Genomic DNA, 16,589 nt, shown 5'->3' on the forward strand with positions numbered 1-16,589 from the left:
TCCAATCATTTAGGCATCTCCAGAAATCATTTTTTCATAGATATCTAAATCAGTACTTAAATGTTCATAAACTTCTTCACTAACTTCATTACGAACTTTCATTTGTAGTAAAGCTGTACGTTCTGCACCAATTGCTACTAGACGCATACGCCTTTCTAGATTTTCTGCCTCAAGTGCTTTTTGTTCTAAGTCTTTCAGACCCGTTCGCCGTCTTAACGAACCAATAACACGAGAGCCAATTTCATGAATAATCTCTTGATCTAAACCTGTTTCTGATGTTTCTTGTAATAAATTGTTTTGCATTTTTTCAAGACTAGTAATGGCTTCTTCGGCCATATGTCCTTTAACTGTTAAAATTTCATTGTGTTGTTCAGAATTATCTAAAATGACACTACCTCGTAATAAGATAGGTAATATTATAACCGCTGTAATTAATGAAATTAAAATGATACCTGCTGCAATAAAAACAAGTTGATAACGGCCACTAATACTTATTGGTATTGCTAATACACCCGCTAGAGTAATAGCACCTCGAACGCCTGCAAATGTCGAAATTAAAAGATCTCTTGTTGAATAAGCTCTAAATGCAAGTGGACGTTTGGTTCCAAAAGGCATAGCAGGCATATGCTTCATTGCCCATAACCAAGCAAATCGAGTTCCCATTAGCACTGCAAAGACAAATAATACAATTAAACATAATTGCCACACTTCAATTGATTTATCTATTTGGTTTTCTGCAAAAGTATTATTTAAAATGCTTGGTAGCTGAATACCTAATAAAACAAACACAAATCCATTAAACACAAAAGTTAACATTGACCATGTGCTATCTGATTGTAAGCGTGCAGTTAACGGTGCATTTCGCATCATACCTGAATGGTTTACTGTCATACCTGCACTTACAGCAGCTAAAATACCTGAGCAGTGGAATTCTTCTGCAATGATATAAGCGGCAAATGGAAGTAAGAATAGTAATACAATTTGAATAGCTGGATCATTGTGAGTCAGCTGATTTATTTTACGTAAAATACGTGCATATAACCAAGTAAATAAGACACCAATAGCTAAACCACCAATGGCGACGATAAAAAAGGTTACGCTAATTTGTAATAAGTCAAATTGTAATGTGCCAGCTGCAATTGCTATAGCAAAATTTAAAGAAACTAAGCCGGAAGCATCATTCATTAATGCTTCGCCCTCAATGATTTCCATTTTTTCTTTTTCTATTCGTCCTTTACCCACAATTCCACTTAATGCTACAGCATCGGTTGGAGATAACACAGCAGCTAAGGCTAAGCATGCAGCTAACTGAACATTTGGTAGTATCCAATAAAGAATGTAACCCAATGCAATAATCGAAATGACAACTAAAACTAAAGCTAATCCGATGATTTCTCTACCATTGTAGATAAAATCTTTAACTGACGTTTTGCGTCCGTCAGCAAAAAGTAAAGGGGGAATAAATAAAACGAGAAATAATTTTGGATCAAATTCTACATAAACATTAAATGCTGCCAATATACAACCTAGTAATATTTGCATTAAAGGTAATGGAATTTGAATTGGCAACATTTTAACAACGACACCAGAAAGTGATACAATTAGCACCAAGAGTAAAATTATTGAAAAAAGTTCCATAGTTTTCCTTTTATTTATCCTATAATCCTGTTGTTTATATTGATTATACAGGATCTTTAGTTAAATTTCAGGTGAAAATTTCGTAGAATCACCTAAATTTTGGTCAGATACAAATTTTAATTAAAAAATAATCGAATTAATTAACAGGTATTTTTGATGGAAAGTTGGCAAAGGGCATTTATATTACACACTCGTTCTTATACTGAAAGCAGCCTATTAGTTGATTTGTTTGCTGAAAATGTTGGAAAAATAACGGTTTTAGCTAAGGGAGCAAAAAGAAAACGTTCATCATTAAAAGGGATGTTGCAACCTTTTACTCCACTAATTGTACAATATTCAGGTCAAGGTGACATAAAAACATTGCGTCAAGTTGAAGCAATGTCTCTCTCTTTGCCATTAGCATCTGTTTATTTATATAGTGCTTTTTACTTAAATGAACTATTACACCGAGTCTTAGTCACTGAAACTGAAATGCCAACACTTTTTGATGACTACTTAAAAAGCTTGCAACAATTAGCACAACAGGTTTCTGCTGAAAATGTGCTACGAGCTTTTGAATTATCCTTATTAGATAATTTAGGCTATTGTGTTGATTTTTTTCACTGCTGTGCCACTGGCGATAGTATTGTCGAATCGATGAATTATCAATATCAAAGTGAAAAAGGGTTTATTAGTAGCTTATTAAAAAACAGTACCAGTTTTACAGGTAAACAAGTTTTGGCACTAGGAAAACGCCAATTTAATAGTGATGATACACTGAAAGCCGCAAAACGTTTTACTCGAATGGCATTAAAACCTTATGTAGGATCAAAACCTTTTAAAAGCAGAGAACTATTTTTGAAGCTCTAATTTTTACCAATTACAATTTATACATAATACTAATAGAAAGATTTATTAGAAAAGTGATGAATTAATTTATCAAGTTGATTGGCAAACTTTTCTCTATCTTTAATTGAAAAAGGAGAAGGGCCTTTAGATTGTACGCCACTAGCTCGCATAGTTTCCATAAAATCGCGTATAGTTAGCCGCTCTTTTATCGTATCGAGTGTATATTGTTCTCCTCGTGGTGTGAGTACTAAAGCGCCTTTATTTAATGCATCTGATGCAAGTGGAATGTCGGATGTGATAACTAAATCGTTTTTTTTAACTAACTCAATAATTTTATTATCTGCGGCATCAAATCCTTTTCCAACTTGTAAACTTTGAATGTAAGGTGAGAGGGGAATCGTTAATCGTTGATTAGCTATTAATATTGTATTAATGGCTTTTCGATTTGCTACTCGATATAAAATCTCTTTAATTGGGTTAGGGCATGCATCAGCATCAATCCAAATGTTCATAGTTACTCTATTCAATATTCAATTAAAACTTCCAATATTTAGTGATTATATCGTCTATTATAAAAAAACAATCAATTATTTTTTGTAAAAGTGTTACAGAGTTAGGATACGTTATAGTCTATTTTATACATATGTTCATGTTGATGCTACGGCAATTGTTTCTATTTAAAATCTTAATGATAAGTGATAGTATATGCGGTCTACTTTATTTATGTATGCAAGTGCGCTTTCGTGTGGCGCACCACTGTTATAAGGATTTATTATGCCAATAATTACTCTTCCTGACGGAAGTCAACGTCAATTTGATAAAGCCGTTACTGTTTTAGAAGTTGCACAAAGCATAGGTGCAGGGCTAGCAAAAGCATGTATAGCTGGACGTGTAAATGGTGAGCGTAAAGACGCTTGTGATTTGATAGAACAAGATGCCACATTAGCCATTATTACGGCAAAAGATGAGGATGGTCTTGAAATTATACGTCACTCTTGTGCGCATCTATTAGGTCATGCTATTAAGCAATTATGGCCTGATACGCAAATGGCCATTGGTCCAACTATTGATAATGGCTTTTATTATGATGTTGATTTAGATCACTCTTTGACGCAAGAAGATCTTGATGCATTAGAAAAACGTATGCATGAATTGGCTAAAAAAGATTACGAAGTAAAAAAAGAAGTGGTTAGTTGGGAGCAAGCTAGGGAAGTATTTTGGAAACGACATGAACCCTATAAAATAGCTATCTTAGATGAAAATATTCCTAAAGATTCAAAACCAGCACTTTATCATCACGAAGAATATATTGATATGTGCCGAGGGCCACATGTGCCTAATATGCGTTTTTGCCACCATTTTAAATTGCAAAAAGTCGCCGGCGCTTACTGGCGTGGTAACAGTGATAATAAAATGTTACAACGCATTTATGGCACTGCATGGGCTGATAAAAAACAACTCGATAGTTATTTACAATTCTTAGAAGAAGCAGCCAAACGTGATCACCGAAAAATAGGTAAACAACTTGATCTTTACCATATGCAAGAAGAAGCACCGGGTATGGTATTTTGGCATAATGATGGTTGGATTATCTTCCGTGAGCTTGAAGTTTTCGTTCGCACCAAATTAAAGGAATACGATTATCAAGAAGTCAAAGGCCCTTTCATGATGGATCGCATTTTATGGGAAAAAACAGGGCATTGGGGTAATTATAAAGAGTTAATGTTTGTGACTTCATCTGAAAATCGTGAATATTGTATTAAACCAATGAATTGCCCAGGGCACGTGCAAATTTTTAACCAAGGGTTAAAATCATATCGTGATTTACCATTGCGTATGGCTGAATTTGGTAGTTGTCATCGAAATGAGCCGTCAGGATCTTTGCACGGATTAATGCGTGTTCGAGGCTTTACGCAGGATGATGCACATATTTTTTGTACGGAAGGCCAAATTCGTAGCGAAGTTAACAGCTGTATTGAAATGGTTTATGATACTTATAGCACTTTTGGATTTACTGACATTACGGTTAAGTTATCAACTCGCCCAGAAAAACGAATTGGTAAAGATGAAACATGGGATCTTGCTGAAAAAGATTTGGCTGAATGTTTAACTGAAAATGGCATAGAATTTGAGTACTTACCAGGTGAAGGCGCATTTTATGGACCGAAGATCGAGTTTACTTTACATGATTGTTTAGGTCGTGCATGGCAATGTGGTACTGTTCAGCTTGACTTTATGTTGCCTGAACGTTTAGATGCAACTTATGTAGGTGAAGATAACGAACGTCATATTCCAGTTATGATCCATAGAGCTATTTTGGGCTCAATGGAGCGTTTTATGGGGATTTTAACTGAAAACTGTGCGGGGTTCTTTCCAACATGGCTTGCTCCATTACAAGTTGCAGTAATAAACATCACTGATAATCAAGCTGAATATGCCAAACAATTATGCGAAAAATTACAAAAAGTTGGTATTAGAGCAAAAGCAGACTTGAGAAATGAGAAAATTGGGTTTAAAATCCGTGAGCATACTCTTAAACGTGTTCCTTATATGTTTGTTTGTGGAGACAAAGAAATGGAATCAGGAACAATTTCAGTTCGAACACGCCAAGGTAAAGATCTTGGTAGCTTTGAAGTGAAACATGTTATAGAATTGTTGCTTAACGAAATTCATAGTCGTTCATTAGAACAAATGAATTAATGATAAATTAATTTGGAGGAATGAGATATTAAAGTCAGTAAACGTATTCAGTCAACACGCGCGCATAAGATCAATGATGAAATTACAGCTCGTGAGGTGAGGTTAACCGGCGTCGATGGTGAACAGCTCGGTATAGTAAGCTTAGACGAAGCTTTAAAACAAGCTGAAGAAGCAACTCTTGATTTAGTCGAAATAAGCCCTAATGCAGAGCCACCTGTTTGTCGAATTATGGATTATGGCAAATTCCTCTATGAAAAGAGTAAAGCAACAAAAGAGCAGAAGAAGAAGCAAAAGATTGTTCAGGTTAAGGAAATTAAGTTCCGACCTGGTACAGACGAAGGCGACTATCAGGTAAAACTCCGCAGCCTGATTCGCTTTCTTGAAGATGGCGATAAAGCTAAAGTAACGTTGCGTTTTCGTGGACGTGAAATGGCTCACCAACAGTTAGGATCTGAAATGCTTGATCGTATTAAAGAGGACTTAGCTGATTTGGCTGTCATTGAATCTTATCCAACTAAGATTGAAGGGCGCCAAATGATTATGGTGCTTGCGCCGAAGAAGAAGTAATGGTTTTACAAGTTAATTTTTGATTCATCAAAGATTACACCATTATTTTATTTTTATTAACAATGCGAAGTGGAAATTAATAAAATGCCTAAAATTAAAACTGTAAAAGGCGCAGCAAAGCGCTTTAAAAAAACAGCTTCTGGTGGCTTTAAGCATAAGCAAGCTAACAAGAGTCATATCCTAACTAAAAAATCAACTAAGCGTAAACGTCATTTACGTGGTTTGACCACCGTGTCAAAAGGCGATTTAGGTTTAGTTACTGCGTGTGTTCCATACGCTTAAGTTATTGGTTAATTATTTAGAGGATATAATTTATGGCTCGTGTTAAACGTGGTGTTATTGCTCGTGCACGTCACAAGAAAATTTTAAAACAAGCAAAAGGTTACTATGGTGCACGTTCACGTGTATACCGTGTTGCTTTCCAAGCAGTAATTAAAGCAGGACAGTATGCTTATCGTGACCGTCGTCAACGTAAACGTCAATTCCGTCAATTATGGATTGTCCGTATTAATGCGGCAGCTCGTCAATGTGGTCTTTCTTATAGCCGTTTTATCAATGGTTTAAAGAAAGCATCAATTGAAATCGATCGTAAGATCCTTGCTGACATTGCTGTATTTGACAAAAATGCATTTGCCGCATTAGTTGAGAAAGCAAAAGCGGCACTATAATAGCTTTATAAAAGCCGAGTTATCTCGGCTTTTATATTTTCATTTTTATTATAAGAGTTGATTAATTATGAAGTTAGTTATTTTTCGTTTCTTTTTTGATTGCTTTAGCAATACTATTTTGTGAGGCAAAGAAAAAACGAAAAATAATTATAAAAGCCTCAAAAGAGGCTTTTTTTATGCAATAAACAATAAGCAGGAGAACTGTATGTCTCAATTAGTTGAACTGGTAAATAATGCCAAATCCGCTATTGAAAATGCTAATGACATTAATTCGATCGAACAAATTCGGGTGGAGTATTTTGGTAAAAAAGGTCATTTTACAATGCAAATGGCTTCATTACGCGATGTTCCAGCTGATGAGCGCCCAGCTGTCGGTCAAAAAATAAATGATGCAAAGCAAAAAGTTGTTGAAATATTAAATCATAAGCGCAAGTTTTTAGAGCGTCAGGCTCTTGATGCAAAACTAGCTAATGAAACAATTGATATTACGTTGCCAGGAAAATCAATTGAATTAGGTGGATTACATCCAGTGACAAAAACGATTAATCGGTTAGTCGATTTTTTTGGCGAACTTGGTTTTGCTGTTGAAACGGGGCCTGAAATTGAAGATGACTATCATAATTTTGACGCATTAAATATTCCTGCTCATCACCCTGCTAGAGCTGATCACGATACATTTTGGTTTGACTCAAAACGATTATTAAGAACACAAACTTCTACGGTGCAAATTCGCACAATGGAAAACCAAAAACCACCAATTCGAATCATTGCTCCAGGAAGAACTTATCGTAATGATTACGATCAAACTCATACGCCAATGTTCCACCAAATGGAAGGCTTACTGGTTGATAAGGATATCAGCTTTACACATTTAAAAGGGTTATTACACGATTTTCTTCATTGCTTTTTTGAAGATAATATGGAAATTCGTTTTAGACCAGCTTATTTTCCATTTACAGAACCGTCAGCAGAAGTTGATATTAAAGCGAAAAATGGCAAGTGGCTAGAAGTGTTAGGTTGCGGAATGGTTCATCCTAATGTATTACGTAATGTAGGCATTGATCCTGAAGTGTACAGTGGCTTTGCTTTTGGTATGGGAATCGAGCGGCTAACAATGTTACGTTACGGTGTCACTGATTTGCGTTCTTTCTTTGAAAATGATTTACGTTTTTTAAAGCAATTTAATTAATTCTGGAGATCAAAACATGAAATTTAGTGAAAGTTGGCTACGTGAATGGATCAATCCAGAAATTAGTAGCGAAAAGTTAGCTGATCAATTAACAATGGCTGGTTTAGAAGTCGATGATGTTGAAAAAGTAGCAGGCGATTTTACAGGTGTTGTTGTCGGTAAAGTCGTTGAATGTATGCAACATCCTAATGCAGATAAACTTCGTGTCACAAAAGTCGATATTGGTAAAACTGAATTACTGGATATAGTTTGCGGGGCACCAAATTGCCGTAAAGGTTTAATGGTTGCTTGTGCAACGGTAGGCGCTGTATTGCCTGGCGATTTTAAAATAAAACCAGTTAAATTGCGGGGAGAGCCATCAGAAGGCATGTTGTGCTCTTATTCTGAATTAGGAATTTCTGATGAACATAATGGTATTATTGAATTACCTGATAATGCACCGTTAGGACAAGACATACGTGAATATTTGAATTTAAATGATGTCATGATTGATATCAGCGTAACACCGAATAGAGCAGATTGTTTTGGTATTATTGGCGTTGCTAGAGACATTTCTGCAGTTAACAATATTTCAATGAAAGAGCTACAAGTTGACAGTATTCCTGCAACCATTACCGATACCTTATCAATACAGATAGATGCTCCTCAAGCCACTCCTCGCTATTTGGGACGTGTAATCAAAAATATTAATGTTAATGCAGCCACTCCACTTTGGATGAAAGAGAAATTACGTCGAGGTGGAATTCGTTCAATTGATGCAGTTGTAGATATAACTAACTATGTATTATTAGAACTTGGTCATCCAATGCATGCATTTGATTTGACTCAGATAGAAAAGGGAATAGTTGTTCGTTACGCAAGTAATGATGAAAAACTGGTCTTACTTAACGGTAATGAAGTTAACCTTAATGATAAAACTTTAGTAATTGCCGATCACCAAAAGGTTTTGGCTTTAGCCGGAATTATGGGGGGTGAAAAATCGGCTGTAACACAAACAACTAAAAATGTATTTCTTGAATCTGCATTTTTTAATCCATTAGCAATAACAGGTAAAGCTCGAGAATATGGCTTACATACTGAAGCTTCGCATCGTTATGAGCGTGGTGTTGATCCGTCTTTACAATTTGTTGCAATGGAACGAGCGAGTCAATTACTAGTTGATATTTGTGGTGGTGAAGTTGGTCCAATTATTGATGTAACACAGCAAAGTGAACTACCAAAACAAGCAATAATTAAGCTTCGTCGTAATAGAATTGATCGTATCATTGGTTATGCAATTGAGACACAAAAAATCACCGATATTTTAATTAGGCTTGGTTGTGAAGTCGAATATAATGACAATGTTTGGACTGTAAAATCACCAAGTTGGCGTTTTGATTTGCAAATCGAAGAAGATTTAGTTGAAGAAATTGCGCGTATTTATGGCTATAACAATATTCCAAATGCCAATTTAAAAATTGAGTCAGTAATGAAACCAAAGCCTGAAAGCCAAATATCATTGCGAAGAATAAAAGACTTATTAGTTGATAGAGGATATCAAGAAGCCGTAACATATAGCTTTGTTGATCCCAAAATTCAACACATTCTTCACCCTGAGCAGCCAGAGATCACATTACCTAACCCCATTTCAAGTGAAATGTCAGTTATGCGTTTATCACTATGGTCTGGCTTATTAGATGCAGTACTATACAACCAAAATCGCCAGCAATCTCGGGTTAGATTGTTTGAAACAGGGTTGCGTTTTATACCGGATGAAAAAGATGAATTAGGTGTACATCAAGAGTTAATGTTATCAGGCATTGTTACAGGTAGCTTATATGAAGAGCATTGGCAACTTCCTAAAAAGAATGTCGATTTCTATGATCTTAAAGGTGATATTGAATCAATCTTTTCTCTTTTAGGCTGTGCGGATAAAGTACAGTTTAAAAAAACTCAACTACCTGCCTTGCATCCTGGACAAAGTGCTACTATCTATTTGAATGATGAGCTATTAGGCTATCTAGGTGTCTTACATCCAGAAATTGAAAAAAAATTATCTTTAAATAGTAAAACACTTGTTTTTGAAATAAATTTAGCTAAAATTAATAACAAGACAGTACCTGTTGCTCAAGACTTATCAAAGTATCCTTCGAACAAACGAGATATAGCTATTGTGGTATCAAATACAATTCCAGTAGCTGATATTATTTCTGAGTGTAAGCGGGCTGGTGGTGAGCAACTTATTAAAGTTAATTTGTTTGATGTTTACCAAGGTGAAAATATCAAAGAAAATCAAAAAAGTCTTGCTATCAGTTTGATTTTACAAGATAAATCACGTACACTTGAAGAAGAAGATATAACAAACATTGTAAGTAAATGCGTTACTGCTTTACAAAATCGTTTTAAAGCCCTATTAAGAGAATAATAATATGACATTAACTAAAGCTGATATTGCAGATCGTCTTGCCGAAAAATTTACCATTGATCGTCAAGAAGCTAAAGTCCTTGTTGAACTCTTTTTTGAAGAGATTCGAGTGGCTTTGGAAAAAGGGGAGCCAGTAAAATTATCTGGATTTGGTAATTTTTCGGTACGAGATAAAAACTCACGCCCTGGTCGAAATCCTAAAACAGGAGAAAGTGTTGATATCTCAGCTCGACGAGTTGTTACCTTTAGACCTGGAATTAAATTCAGAGAGCGTGTAGAAAAAAATTTAGTTATCTAATATTAAGTTCTTATTCTGCTTGCTTAATATAATAGCCTTTCTCTTGTTAAAAACACTGGAAAGGCTAACTTTTATTTGTAAAAGTGCTTGTATTAATTTCGTAAATAAAGCATAATAATCATTCTTCAATGGAGGCTTTATGGGTCCTCTTGCAACATTTTTTTGCTCATCAGGTCAGGTCCGGAAGGAAGCAGCCAAAGTAAAAAATATGTGTGTGGGATGTGGCTGATAGAGTCTCCTCCAAGGCGTATTTTATAGTAAATTTATCTATTTTTAAAAATTATAAATAATTAGGTGTTATTTTGTAATTTATAACGCACTAAAAAATAACTTATTGATGACAAGGAATTTATTTTGAAATCCCCATCTCTTATTCCAATAGCATTAGCAATGATTTTAAGTGGTTGTACATTTTTACCTCATGCTGGGCCCAATTTTTCTTCCATAAAAAATATGAATAAAAAACAGGTTGGATTAGATACGATTTATAGTAAAGTTAAAATCGTTAGTTTAAATACTTCGCCTGATTCTATAAAAAGGGACCAAACTAATTTATCCAACTTCGTGAAATTTATAAACAAAAAAAGTGCCCAAGCTAAAAAAGTGGATAATATTGGAAAAGGTGATATTTTAAAAATTTCTATTATTGAAACCCCTCCGGCAATATTATTTACAGGTTCAAGCGATACTGGTGCACCGAGAACAGGATTAACTGATTTACCAGTGGTTGTTGTTGATTCTCAAGGAGTTATTTCTTTACCATTTGTTGGAACTATAAGAGTTATTAATAAGACTCCTGCACAAGTACAAAAAGAGATAATTGAAAAATTATCTGGCATTGCAAATAGACCTCAAATTATGGTTTCAGTTTTAGAAAAAAGATCATCAAGTGTGACCGTAATCGGTGATAAATTTAGCGGTAAAATGCCGATAACAGCTAAGGGCGAGCAATTACTAGATGCAGTTACTATGTTGGGTAGTAGCATGTATGACATTAAAGATACTTTAATTCAAATTACTAGAAACAATAAAGTTAACGAAATCCCACTGAGTTTAGTTTTATCTAATCCTAAATTTAATGTACAACTACAAAAAAATGATGTCATTACTTTAATTAATAGGCCAAACTCTTTTATTTCTATGGGAGCTATAGGTGCTACTAAAGAAGTTCGTTTTGAAGCTGTTGGAATTAATTTATCTCAGGCATTAGCTCGTATTGGTGGTTTACGCGATAACCAATCTGATGCACGAGGTGTCTTTGTCTTTAGATATCAAGAAACATCATCAGCTAATAATAAGAAAGAATTAGTTCCGACGGTTTACCAAATAGATTTAAATAACCCCAATTCATTATTTATAATGAAGAATTTTCAGGTTCAAAATAATGATATCGTTTATGTTGCATCTGCTCCAATTATAGAATTACAAAAATTCTTATATGCAATTTTTTCACCAGGTGTTGGAGTTGTTAATCAAGTCAACCAGATTAGTGAATAATTTTTTTACTAATCCACTTGTGAGAGATTATGCACTTAAAATTTAAAAGAAAAAAAAGTTGGTTATTGCACTTATTAGTTACATTGCCAACTTTATTATCAATGATTTATTTTGGGTTAATAGCTGAGAATATTTATACTTCAGAAGCTACATATATTATACGTTCTTCAGATACCCAATCATCATTAGGCGGTCTAGGTACTTTTTTTTCAAAAGTTGGAATTTCACGTTCCAACGATGACTCATATGTAGTCTTGTCGTATATCAAATCTAGAGATGCATTATCTTCTGTAGAAAAAGTTTTACCAGTACAAGAATGGTATACGAAGAAGGGCGACATAATATCTCGATTTAATGGGTTTCATTTTGATTTTTATGACAAAAAAGAATATTTTTATCGATATATGAGTAATATGATCAGTGTTAATTTTGATAGTTCCACAGGAATTGCAACAATCAATGTAAATGCTTTTGATATGCAAGATGCGTTCAAAATAAATGAACAATTATTAAGGCAAGCTGAAGGCTTTGTTAATCAGATAAATTTGCGTGCTAAACAAGACCTCATAACAGCATCTTTAGCAGAATTAAAAAATGCTGAATCTCAGATGAAGAAAGAAGCCCAAGCCTTGTCCGAATTTCAAAAAAATAAAAATAAAGATGCTAATTTAGCCGAATATCAGCAGATACTGATTAATAACACAGTAGCTAAACAACAATTTGAAGCGGCAACATTGTCGTTACGTAATGCGCAAGTTGAAATAACAAAAAAACAACTGTACTTAGAACGAATTGAACAACCTAGTTTATCTGATGTATCGTTTAAACCTGCACGAATTTATAATATCATTGCAACCTTTATAATTAGTTTTTTAATATATGGTATTATTAATTTACTTGTAGCTGGAGTAAGAGAGCATAGAGATTAATGGCTGAAGTAGTTACACAAACATCGTTTATACGTTCCTTAAAAATACAGGCCAATGTATTAAACGCCTTGATTCTAAGAGAAATTATTACTCGTTATGGTCGTAATAATATTGGTTTTCTTTGGTTATTTGTTGAGCCTATGTCATTAACTTTCTTAATAAGTTTAATGTGGTTTTTTTTTAAAATAAATCATGTATCTAATCTTAATATTGTTGCATTTGTTCTAACAGGCTATCCAATGGCAATGATGTGGCGCAATGCTTCATCTAGAGCTAAAGGTTCAGTTACAGCTAATCAAGCATTGCTATATCATCGTAATATTAAGATTTTAGATTTAGTTTACGCACGTGTTTTTCTTGAAATGATTGGTGCAAGCGCAGCTCAAGTATTTGTTATATTGCTTTTTACTTTTGTAGGATTAATTGCCATGCCTTATGATCCTTTTTATATGCTATGTGCTTGGGGGTTAATGAGCTGGTTTTCTCTTGGTTTAGGTTTAATAATCTTTGTTTTATCCGCTAAATATGAAGTTTTTAATAAAATGTGGAGTACTTTAAGTTTTATACTTATGCCTCTTTCTGGTGCTTTCTTTTGGATTGACACGTTCCCTGGTAACATTCAAGAGATATTGCTTTATATTCCTCCAGTTAATGGCACAGAAATGTTTCGTTCAGGATATTTTGGCCCATCTGTTATAACTCATTATAATGTAAACTACTTAGTTTTATGTAATATCGTTTTATTATTTGTCGGATTAACTATGGTTAAGATTAATGAAAATCATATTCTTGAGGATAATTAATGATCATTGTTAAAGATGTAAGTAAACGATATTTAACAAGAAAAGGCTATAGAACTATCTTAAATAATATTAATTTTTCCCTACAAAGAGGAGAAAAAATAGGTATATTAGGGCGAAATGGAGCAGGGAAATCAACGCTTATAAAACTTATTAGTGAAATTGAAAAGCCGACATCTGGTTCAATAATAAGAAATATGTCAATTTCTTGGCCACTTGCTTTTTCAGGTGGTTTTCAAGGTAGTTTATCTGGAATGGATAATTTAAAATTTATTTGTCGGATTTATGGATGTAGCATTGAAAAAACCAAAAAATATGTTGAGGATTTTGCAGAATTAGGCGATTATTTATTTGAACCAATAAAAAAATACTCTTCAGGAATGAAAGCTCGCCTAGCTTTTGCTTTATCATTATCAATTGAATTTGATTGCTATCTGATTGATGAGGTAATTGCTGTTGGTGATTCTAGATTTTCAGAAAAATGCAAAAAAGAATTGTTTGAAAACAAAAAAGATCGAGCTCTTATCTTAGTCTCACATAATATGAATGCTATAAAAAATTATTGCGATAAGGCAATGGTATTAGATAATGGTTATCTATACCAATTTGACACGATTGAACAAGCATATAAGTATCATAATAATCAACAAAAAATTGCTTAATACTTATAATAGATCTTATTAATTTAGAAGAAAACTAAATGAAAAATGTCTCAGTATTCTCTAAAAAAATTCTAGCCATAAAACATATTAATCATTTTTTTTCTAATTTATCATTTAGTTATAGAATTAAAAGAAAAGCTGACGCAATTGCTGGATGGGGATATCGTCCAACAACGCTTAAAGCGAGGGCATATGCAACTAAACATTCATTACCATTTATTGCTCTTGAAGATGGTTTTTTACGTTCTGTTGGTTTAGGGCTCGAAGGATTTCCGCCGTTATCACTTATTGCTGATAGTATTGGTATCTATTACGATTCTAGAACCCCTTCACAGTTAGAAGAATTAATAAAAAATAAAACACTTTTAAATCAATATATTAATGAAGCAATTTCTGCAAAAAAATTAATTATTGATTCAGAATTAACAAAATATAATCATGCGCCCGATTTTTGTGGTTTCGATGCTAAAATTAACAATCAAACAAAAAAAGTATTAGTTATCGATCAAACATTTGGTGATATGGCAGTTGAATTGGGTGGGGCAAATCAACAAACATTTATATCCATGCTTAATTGTGCTGTTGAAGAAAACCCATCTTCAACTATTTATGTAAAGACTCATACAGACGTAATAAATGGATATAAGAAAGGTTATTTAACAAAATTAGCTAATCATTCTGTGATGTTATTTAGTGAAGATGTAAACTCTCTTTCATTACTTAAATATTTTGATAAGGTTTATGTTGTTACATCGCATATGGGATTTGAAGCCCTTTTATTGGGAAAACAAGTTATTACCTTTGGTTTACCTTGGTATGCAGGTTGGGGTGTTACAGACGATCGTCATAAAAATATAAACAATTTGCGATCAACAAATAGAAGAACTCAAGCTACAGTTTTAGAGTTGTTCACTGCAAGCTATCTATTGTATTGTAAGTACATAAACCCTTATACAGGTAAAAAAGGGACTATTTTTGATGTTATTAATTATTTAATAAAAATTAAGGCACTTAATAATAAATTGAGAGGTACGATTAACTTAGTTGGTTTTTCGTTTTGGAAAAAACATGTATTATTACCTTATTTAAAATTGCCATCAGTAACATGTTGCTTTTATTCGGTAAATTGTTTTACAAAGATTATTAATGATGAAAAAAAAGCGAAAAAAATAAAGGCAGAAAAGCTATTAATATGGGGGCAAGGGAAAAAGGCATTGCACCCAATTATTGACACTTTAAGTTCATTTCGTGTTGAAGATGGTTTTATCCGTTCAATTGGTTTAGGTTCTAATCTAGCTATGCCATATTCACTGGTTATTGATAAGTTAGGTATTTATTTTAACTCTCAAAATACCAGTGAATTAGAGTTTTTATTAGCAAATAAAAAAATTACTAAATGGGAAAAAGAAAAAGCAAACTCACTACAAAATTTGCTTATTTTGACGAAACTAGGCAAATACAATGTTGGTCAAAAGATGAATATTAGACCAAGTGAAGGTAAAACAAAAGTTATTTTAATACCTGGTCAAGTTGAAGATGATGCATCTATTTTATACGGTTCGCCTATTATAAAAACAAATCTAGATCTGATAAAAGCAGTTAGGCAAAATAATCCGAATGATTATATTATTTATAAACCTCACCCTGATGTTTTGAGTGGCAATCGAATTGGAAAAGTTAATAAATTCGAAATACAAAAATATGCTGATGATATTATTGAATCTATTAATATTATTGATTGTATTGAGCAGGTTGATGAAATTCATACAATCACATCGTTAGCGGGATTTGAGGCCCTAATTCGACATAAAAAAGTGGTGTGTTATGGGCAGCCATTTTACTCGGGTTGGGGATTAACCGTTGATATGTATCCTAACATCAGAAGAAATAGAACACTAACACTTCAAGAGTTAATTTATATTGTGATGTATGATTATGCTATTTATATCCATCCTGATTCGTTAAATTTTACTGATCCAGAGACTTTAATAAATTATTTATACGATAAAAAAAACAAAAACTCAAAGCCAATCAAACAAAGTTGGTTAAAAAAACAATTCAACAAATTAAAACAACTCTTATTTCTTATTTATAAAATTAAGCTAAATAGAGTTAATCACTTCTAAATTGGAATGTTGAATTTACCACTTATTTTAGTAAATATTTTTTACACAATTATAGTAGATTTCAATATATTCAAATAGCGCTTTATTGGTTTCTTTGCTTTTAAGTAATGAATCATATTTACGATTAAACGGTATAGTGGAATGGCAACACATATTCAAACAACAAAATTAAGAGGGGTTGTTTGTTAAACTCTACTGGTGGCAAATAACCTAACGATGAATGTAACCGTTTATGATTGTATCAATAATCATAGATTGCAAAAGATTGTCACAACGCTTCGGT

General features: G+C 33.3%; 16 protein-coding genes and 1 other RNA gene. 15 read left to right on the forward strand and 2 right to left on the reverse strand.

What is annotated here, in order from left to right; genetic code table 11:
• Nucleotides 1-9: 9 nt before the first annotated feature.
• Nucleotides 10-1,638 carry a Na+/H+ antiporter gene (locus tag A9G40_RS02560; protein WP_065581778.1) on the reverse strand — a complete coding sequence of 543 codons (1,629 nt, stop codon included), beginning with the start codon at nt 1,636-1,638 and terminating at the stop codon, nt 10-12.
• A 156-nt stretch (nt 1,639-1,794) separates the two neighbouring features.
• On the opposite strand from A9G40_RS02560, the gene recO reads away from it, so the two are divergent.
• Complete coding sequence (gene recO / locus A9G40_RS02565) at nt 1,795-2,487, forward strand: DNA repair protein RecO (RefSeq protein WP_065581779.1); 693 nt, start codon at nt 1,795-1,797, stop codon at nt 2,485-2,487.
• Nucleotides 2,488-2,516: 29 nt separating this feature from the next.
• Here recO and A9G40_RS02570 read toward each other — a convergent pair whose 3' ends face one another.
• A complete protein-coding gene (locus tag A9G40_RS02570) occupies nt 2,517-2,978 on the reverse strand; it encodes a YaiI/YqxD family protein (protein ID WP_065581780.1) in 462 nt (153 codons plus the stop codon).
• A 262-nt stretch (nt 2,979-3,240) separates the two neighbouring features.
• Between A9G40_RS02570 and thrS the strand changes: the two genes are divergently transcribed.
• From thrS to A9G40_RS02635, 14 genes are all read left to right on the forward strand, one after another.
• Nucleotides 3,241-5,166, forward strand: coding sequence for a threonine--tRNA ligase (gene thrS / locus A9G40_RS02575; protein WP_065581781.1), 1,926 nt, complete (start codon nt 3,241-3,243; stop codon nt 5,164-5,166).
• A 27-nt stretch (nt 5,167-5,193) separates the two neighbouring features.
• Nucleotides 5,194-5,733, forward strand: a complete 540-nt coding sequence (gene infC / locus A9G40_RS02580) for a translation initiation factor IF-3 (protein ID WP_065566615.1) — start codon at nt 5,194-5,196, stop codon at nt 5,731-5,733.
• An 84-nt stretch (nt 5,734-5,817) separates the two neighbouring features.
• Entirely contained in the window at nt 5,818-6,015 is a 198-nt protein-coding gene (rpmI, locus tag A9G40_RS02585; protein WP_034945602.1) for a 50S ribosomal protein L35, read from the forward strand.
• Between the two features lie 32 nt (nt 6,016-6,047).
• The gene (rplT, locus tag A9G40_RS02590) at nt 6,048-6,401 is read left to right on the forward strand and encodes a 50S ribosomal protein L20 (RefSeq protein ID WP_024496189.1); all 354 of its coding nucleotides are present in this window, start codon (nt 6,048-6,050) and stop codon (nt 6,399-6,401) included.
• Nucleotides 6,402-6,468: 67 nt separating this feature from the next.
• Complete coding sequence (gene pheM, locus A9G40_RS15700) at nt 6,469-6,525, forward strand: pheST operon leader peptide PheM (protein WP_141671930.1); 57 nt, start codon at nt 6,469-6,471, stop codon at nt 6,523-6,525.
• 81 nt (nt 6,526-6,606) lie between these two features.
• Nucleotides 6,607-7,590 carry a phenylalanine--tRNA ligase subunit alpha gene (gene pheS, locus A9G40_RS02595; RefSeq protein ID WP_065581782.1) on the forward strand — a complete coding sequence of 328 codons (984 nt, stop codon included), beginning with the start codon at nt 6,607-6,609 and terminating at the stop codon, nt 7,588-7,590.
• Nucleotides 7,591-7,606: 16 nt separating this feature from the next.
• On the forward strand, nt 7,607-9,994 hold the full coding sequence (gene pheT / locus A9G40_RS02600; RefSeq protein WP_065581783.1) for a phenylalanine--tRNA ligase subunit beta: 2,388 nt from the start codon (nt 7,607-7,609) through the stop codon (nt 9,992-9,994).
• Nucleotides 9,995-9,998: 4 nt separating this feature from the next.
• The gene (locus A9G40_RS02605; protein WP_065566618.1) at nt 9,999-10,292 is read left to right on the forward strand and encodes an integration host factor subunit alpha; all 294 of its coding nucleotides are present in this window, start codon (nt 9,999-10,001) and stop codon (nt 10,290-10,292) included.
• A 138-nt stretch (nt 10,293-10,430) separates the two neighbouring features.
• Nucleotides 10,431-10,526, forward strand: an RNA gene (gene ffs, locus A9G40_RS02610) — signal recognition particle sRNA small type.
• 120 nt (nt 10,527-10,646) lie between these two features.
• On the forward strand, nt 10,647-11,789 hold the full coding sequence (locus A9G40_RS02615) for a polysaccharide biosynthesis/export family protein (protein WP_065581784.1): 1,143 nt from the start codon (nt 10,647-10,649) through the stop codon (nt 11,787-11,789).
• Nucleotides 11,790-11,818: 29 nt separating this feature from the next.
• A complete protein-coding gene (locus A9G40_RS02620) occupies nt 11,819-12,718 on the forward strand; it encodes a hypothetical protein (protein WP_065581785.1) in 900 nt (299 codons plus the stop codon).
• Complete coding sequence (locus A9G40_RS02625) at nt 12,718-13,521, forward strand: ABC transporter permease (RefSeq protein ID WP_065581786.1); 804 nt, start codon at nt 12,718-12,720, stop codon at nt 13,519-13,521. Before A9G40_RS02620 ends, A9G40_RS02625 begins: the two co-directional genes overlap by 1 nt.
• On the forward strand, nt 13,521-14,180 hold the full coding sequence (locus A9G40_RS02630) for an ABC transporter ATP-binding protein (protein WP_065581787.1): 660 nt from the start codon (nt 13,521-13,523) through the stop codon (nt 14,178-14,180). The genes A9G40_RS02625 and A9G40_RS02630 overlap by 1 nt, the downstream gene beginning before the upstream one ends.
• 38 nt (nt 14,181-14,218) lie before the next feature.
• Entirely contained in the window at nt 14,219-16,306 is a 2,088-nt protein-coding gene (locus A9G40_RS02635) for a capsular polysaccharide biosynthesis protein (protein WP_065581788.1), read from the forward strand.
• The last annotated feature ends 283 nt before the right edge of the window (nt 16,307-16,589 follow it).

It is taken from the genome of Gilliamella sp. Nev3-1 (assembly GCF_001690435.1).
In the GTDB taxonomy this organism is placed as follows: Bacteria; Pseudomonadota; Gammaproteobacteria; order Enterobacterales; family Orbaceae; genus Gilliamella; species Gilliamella apicola_C.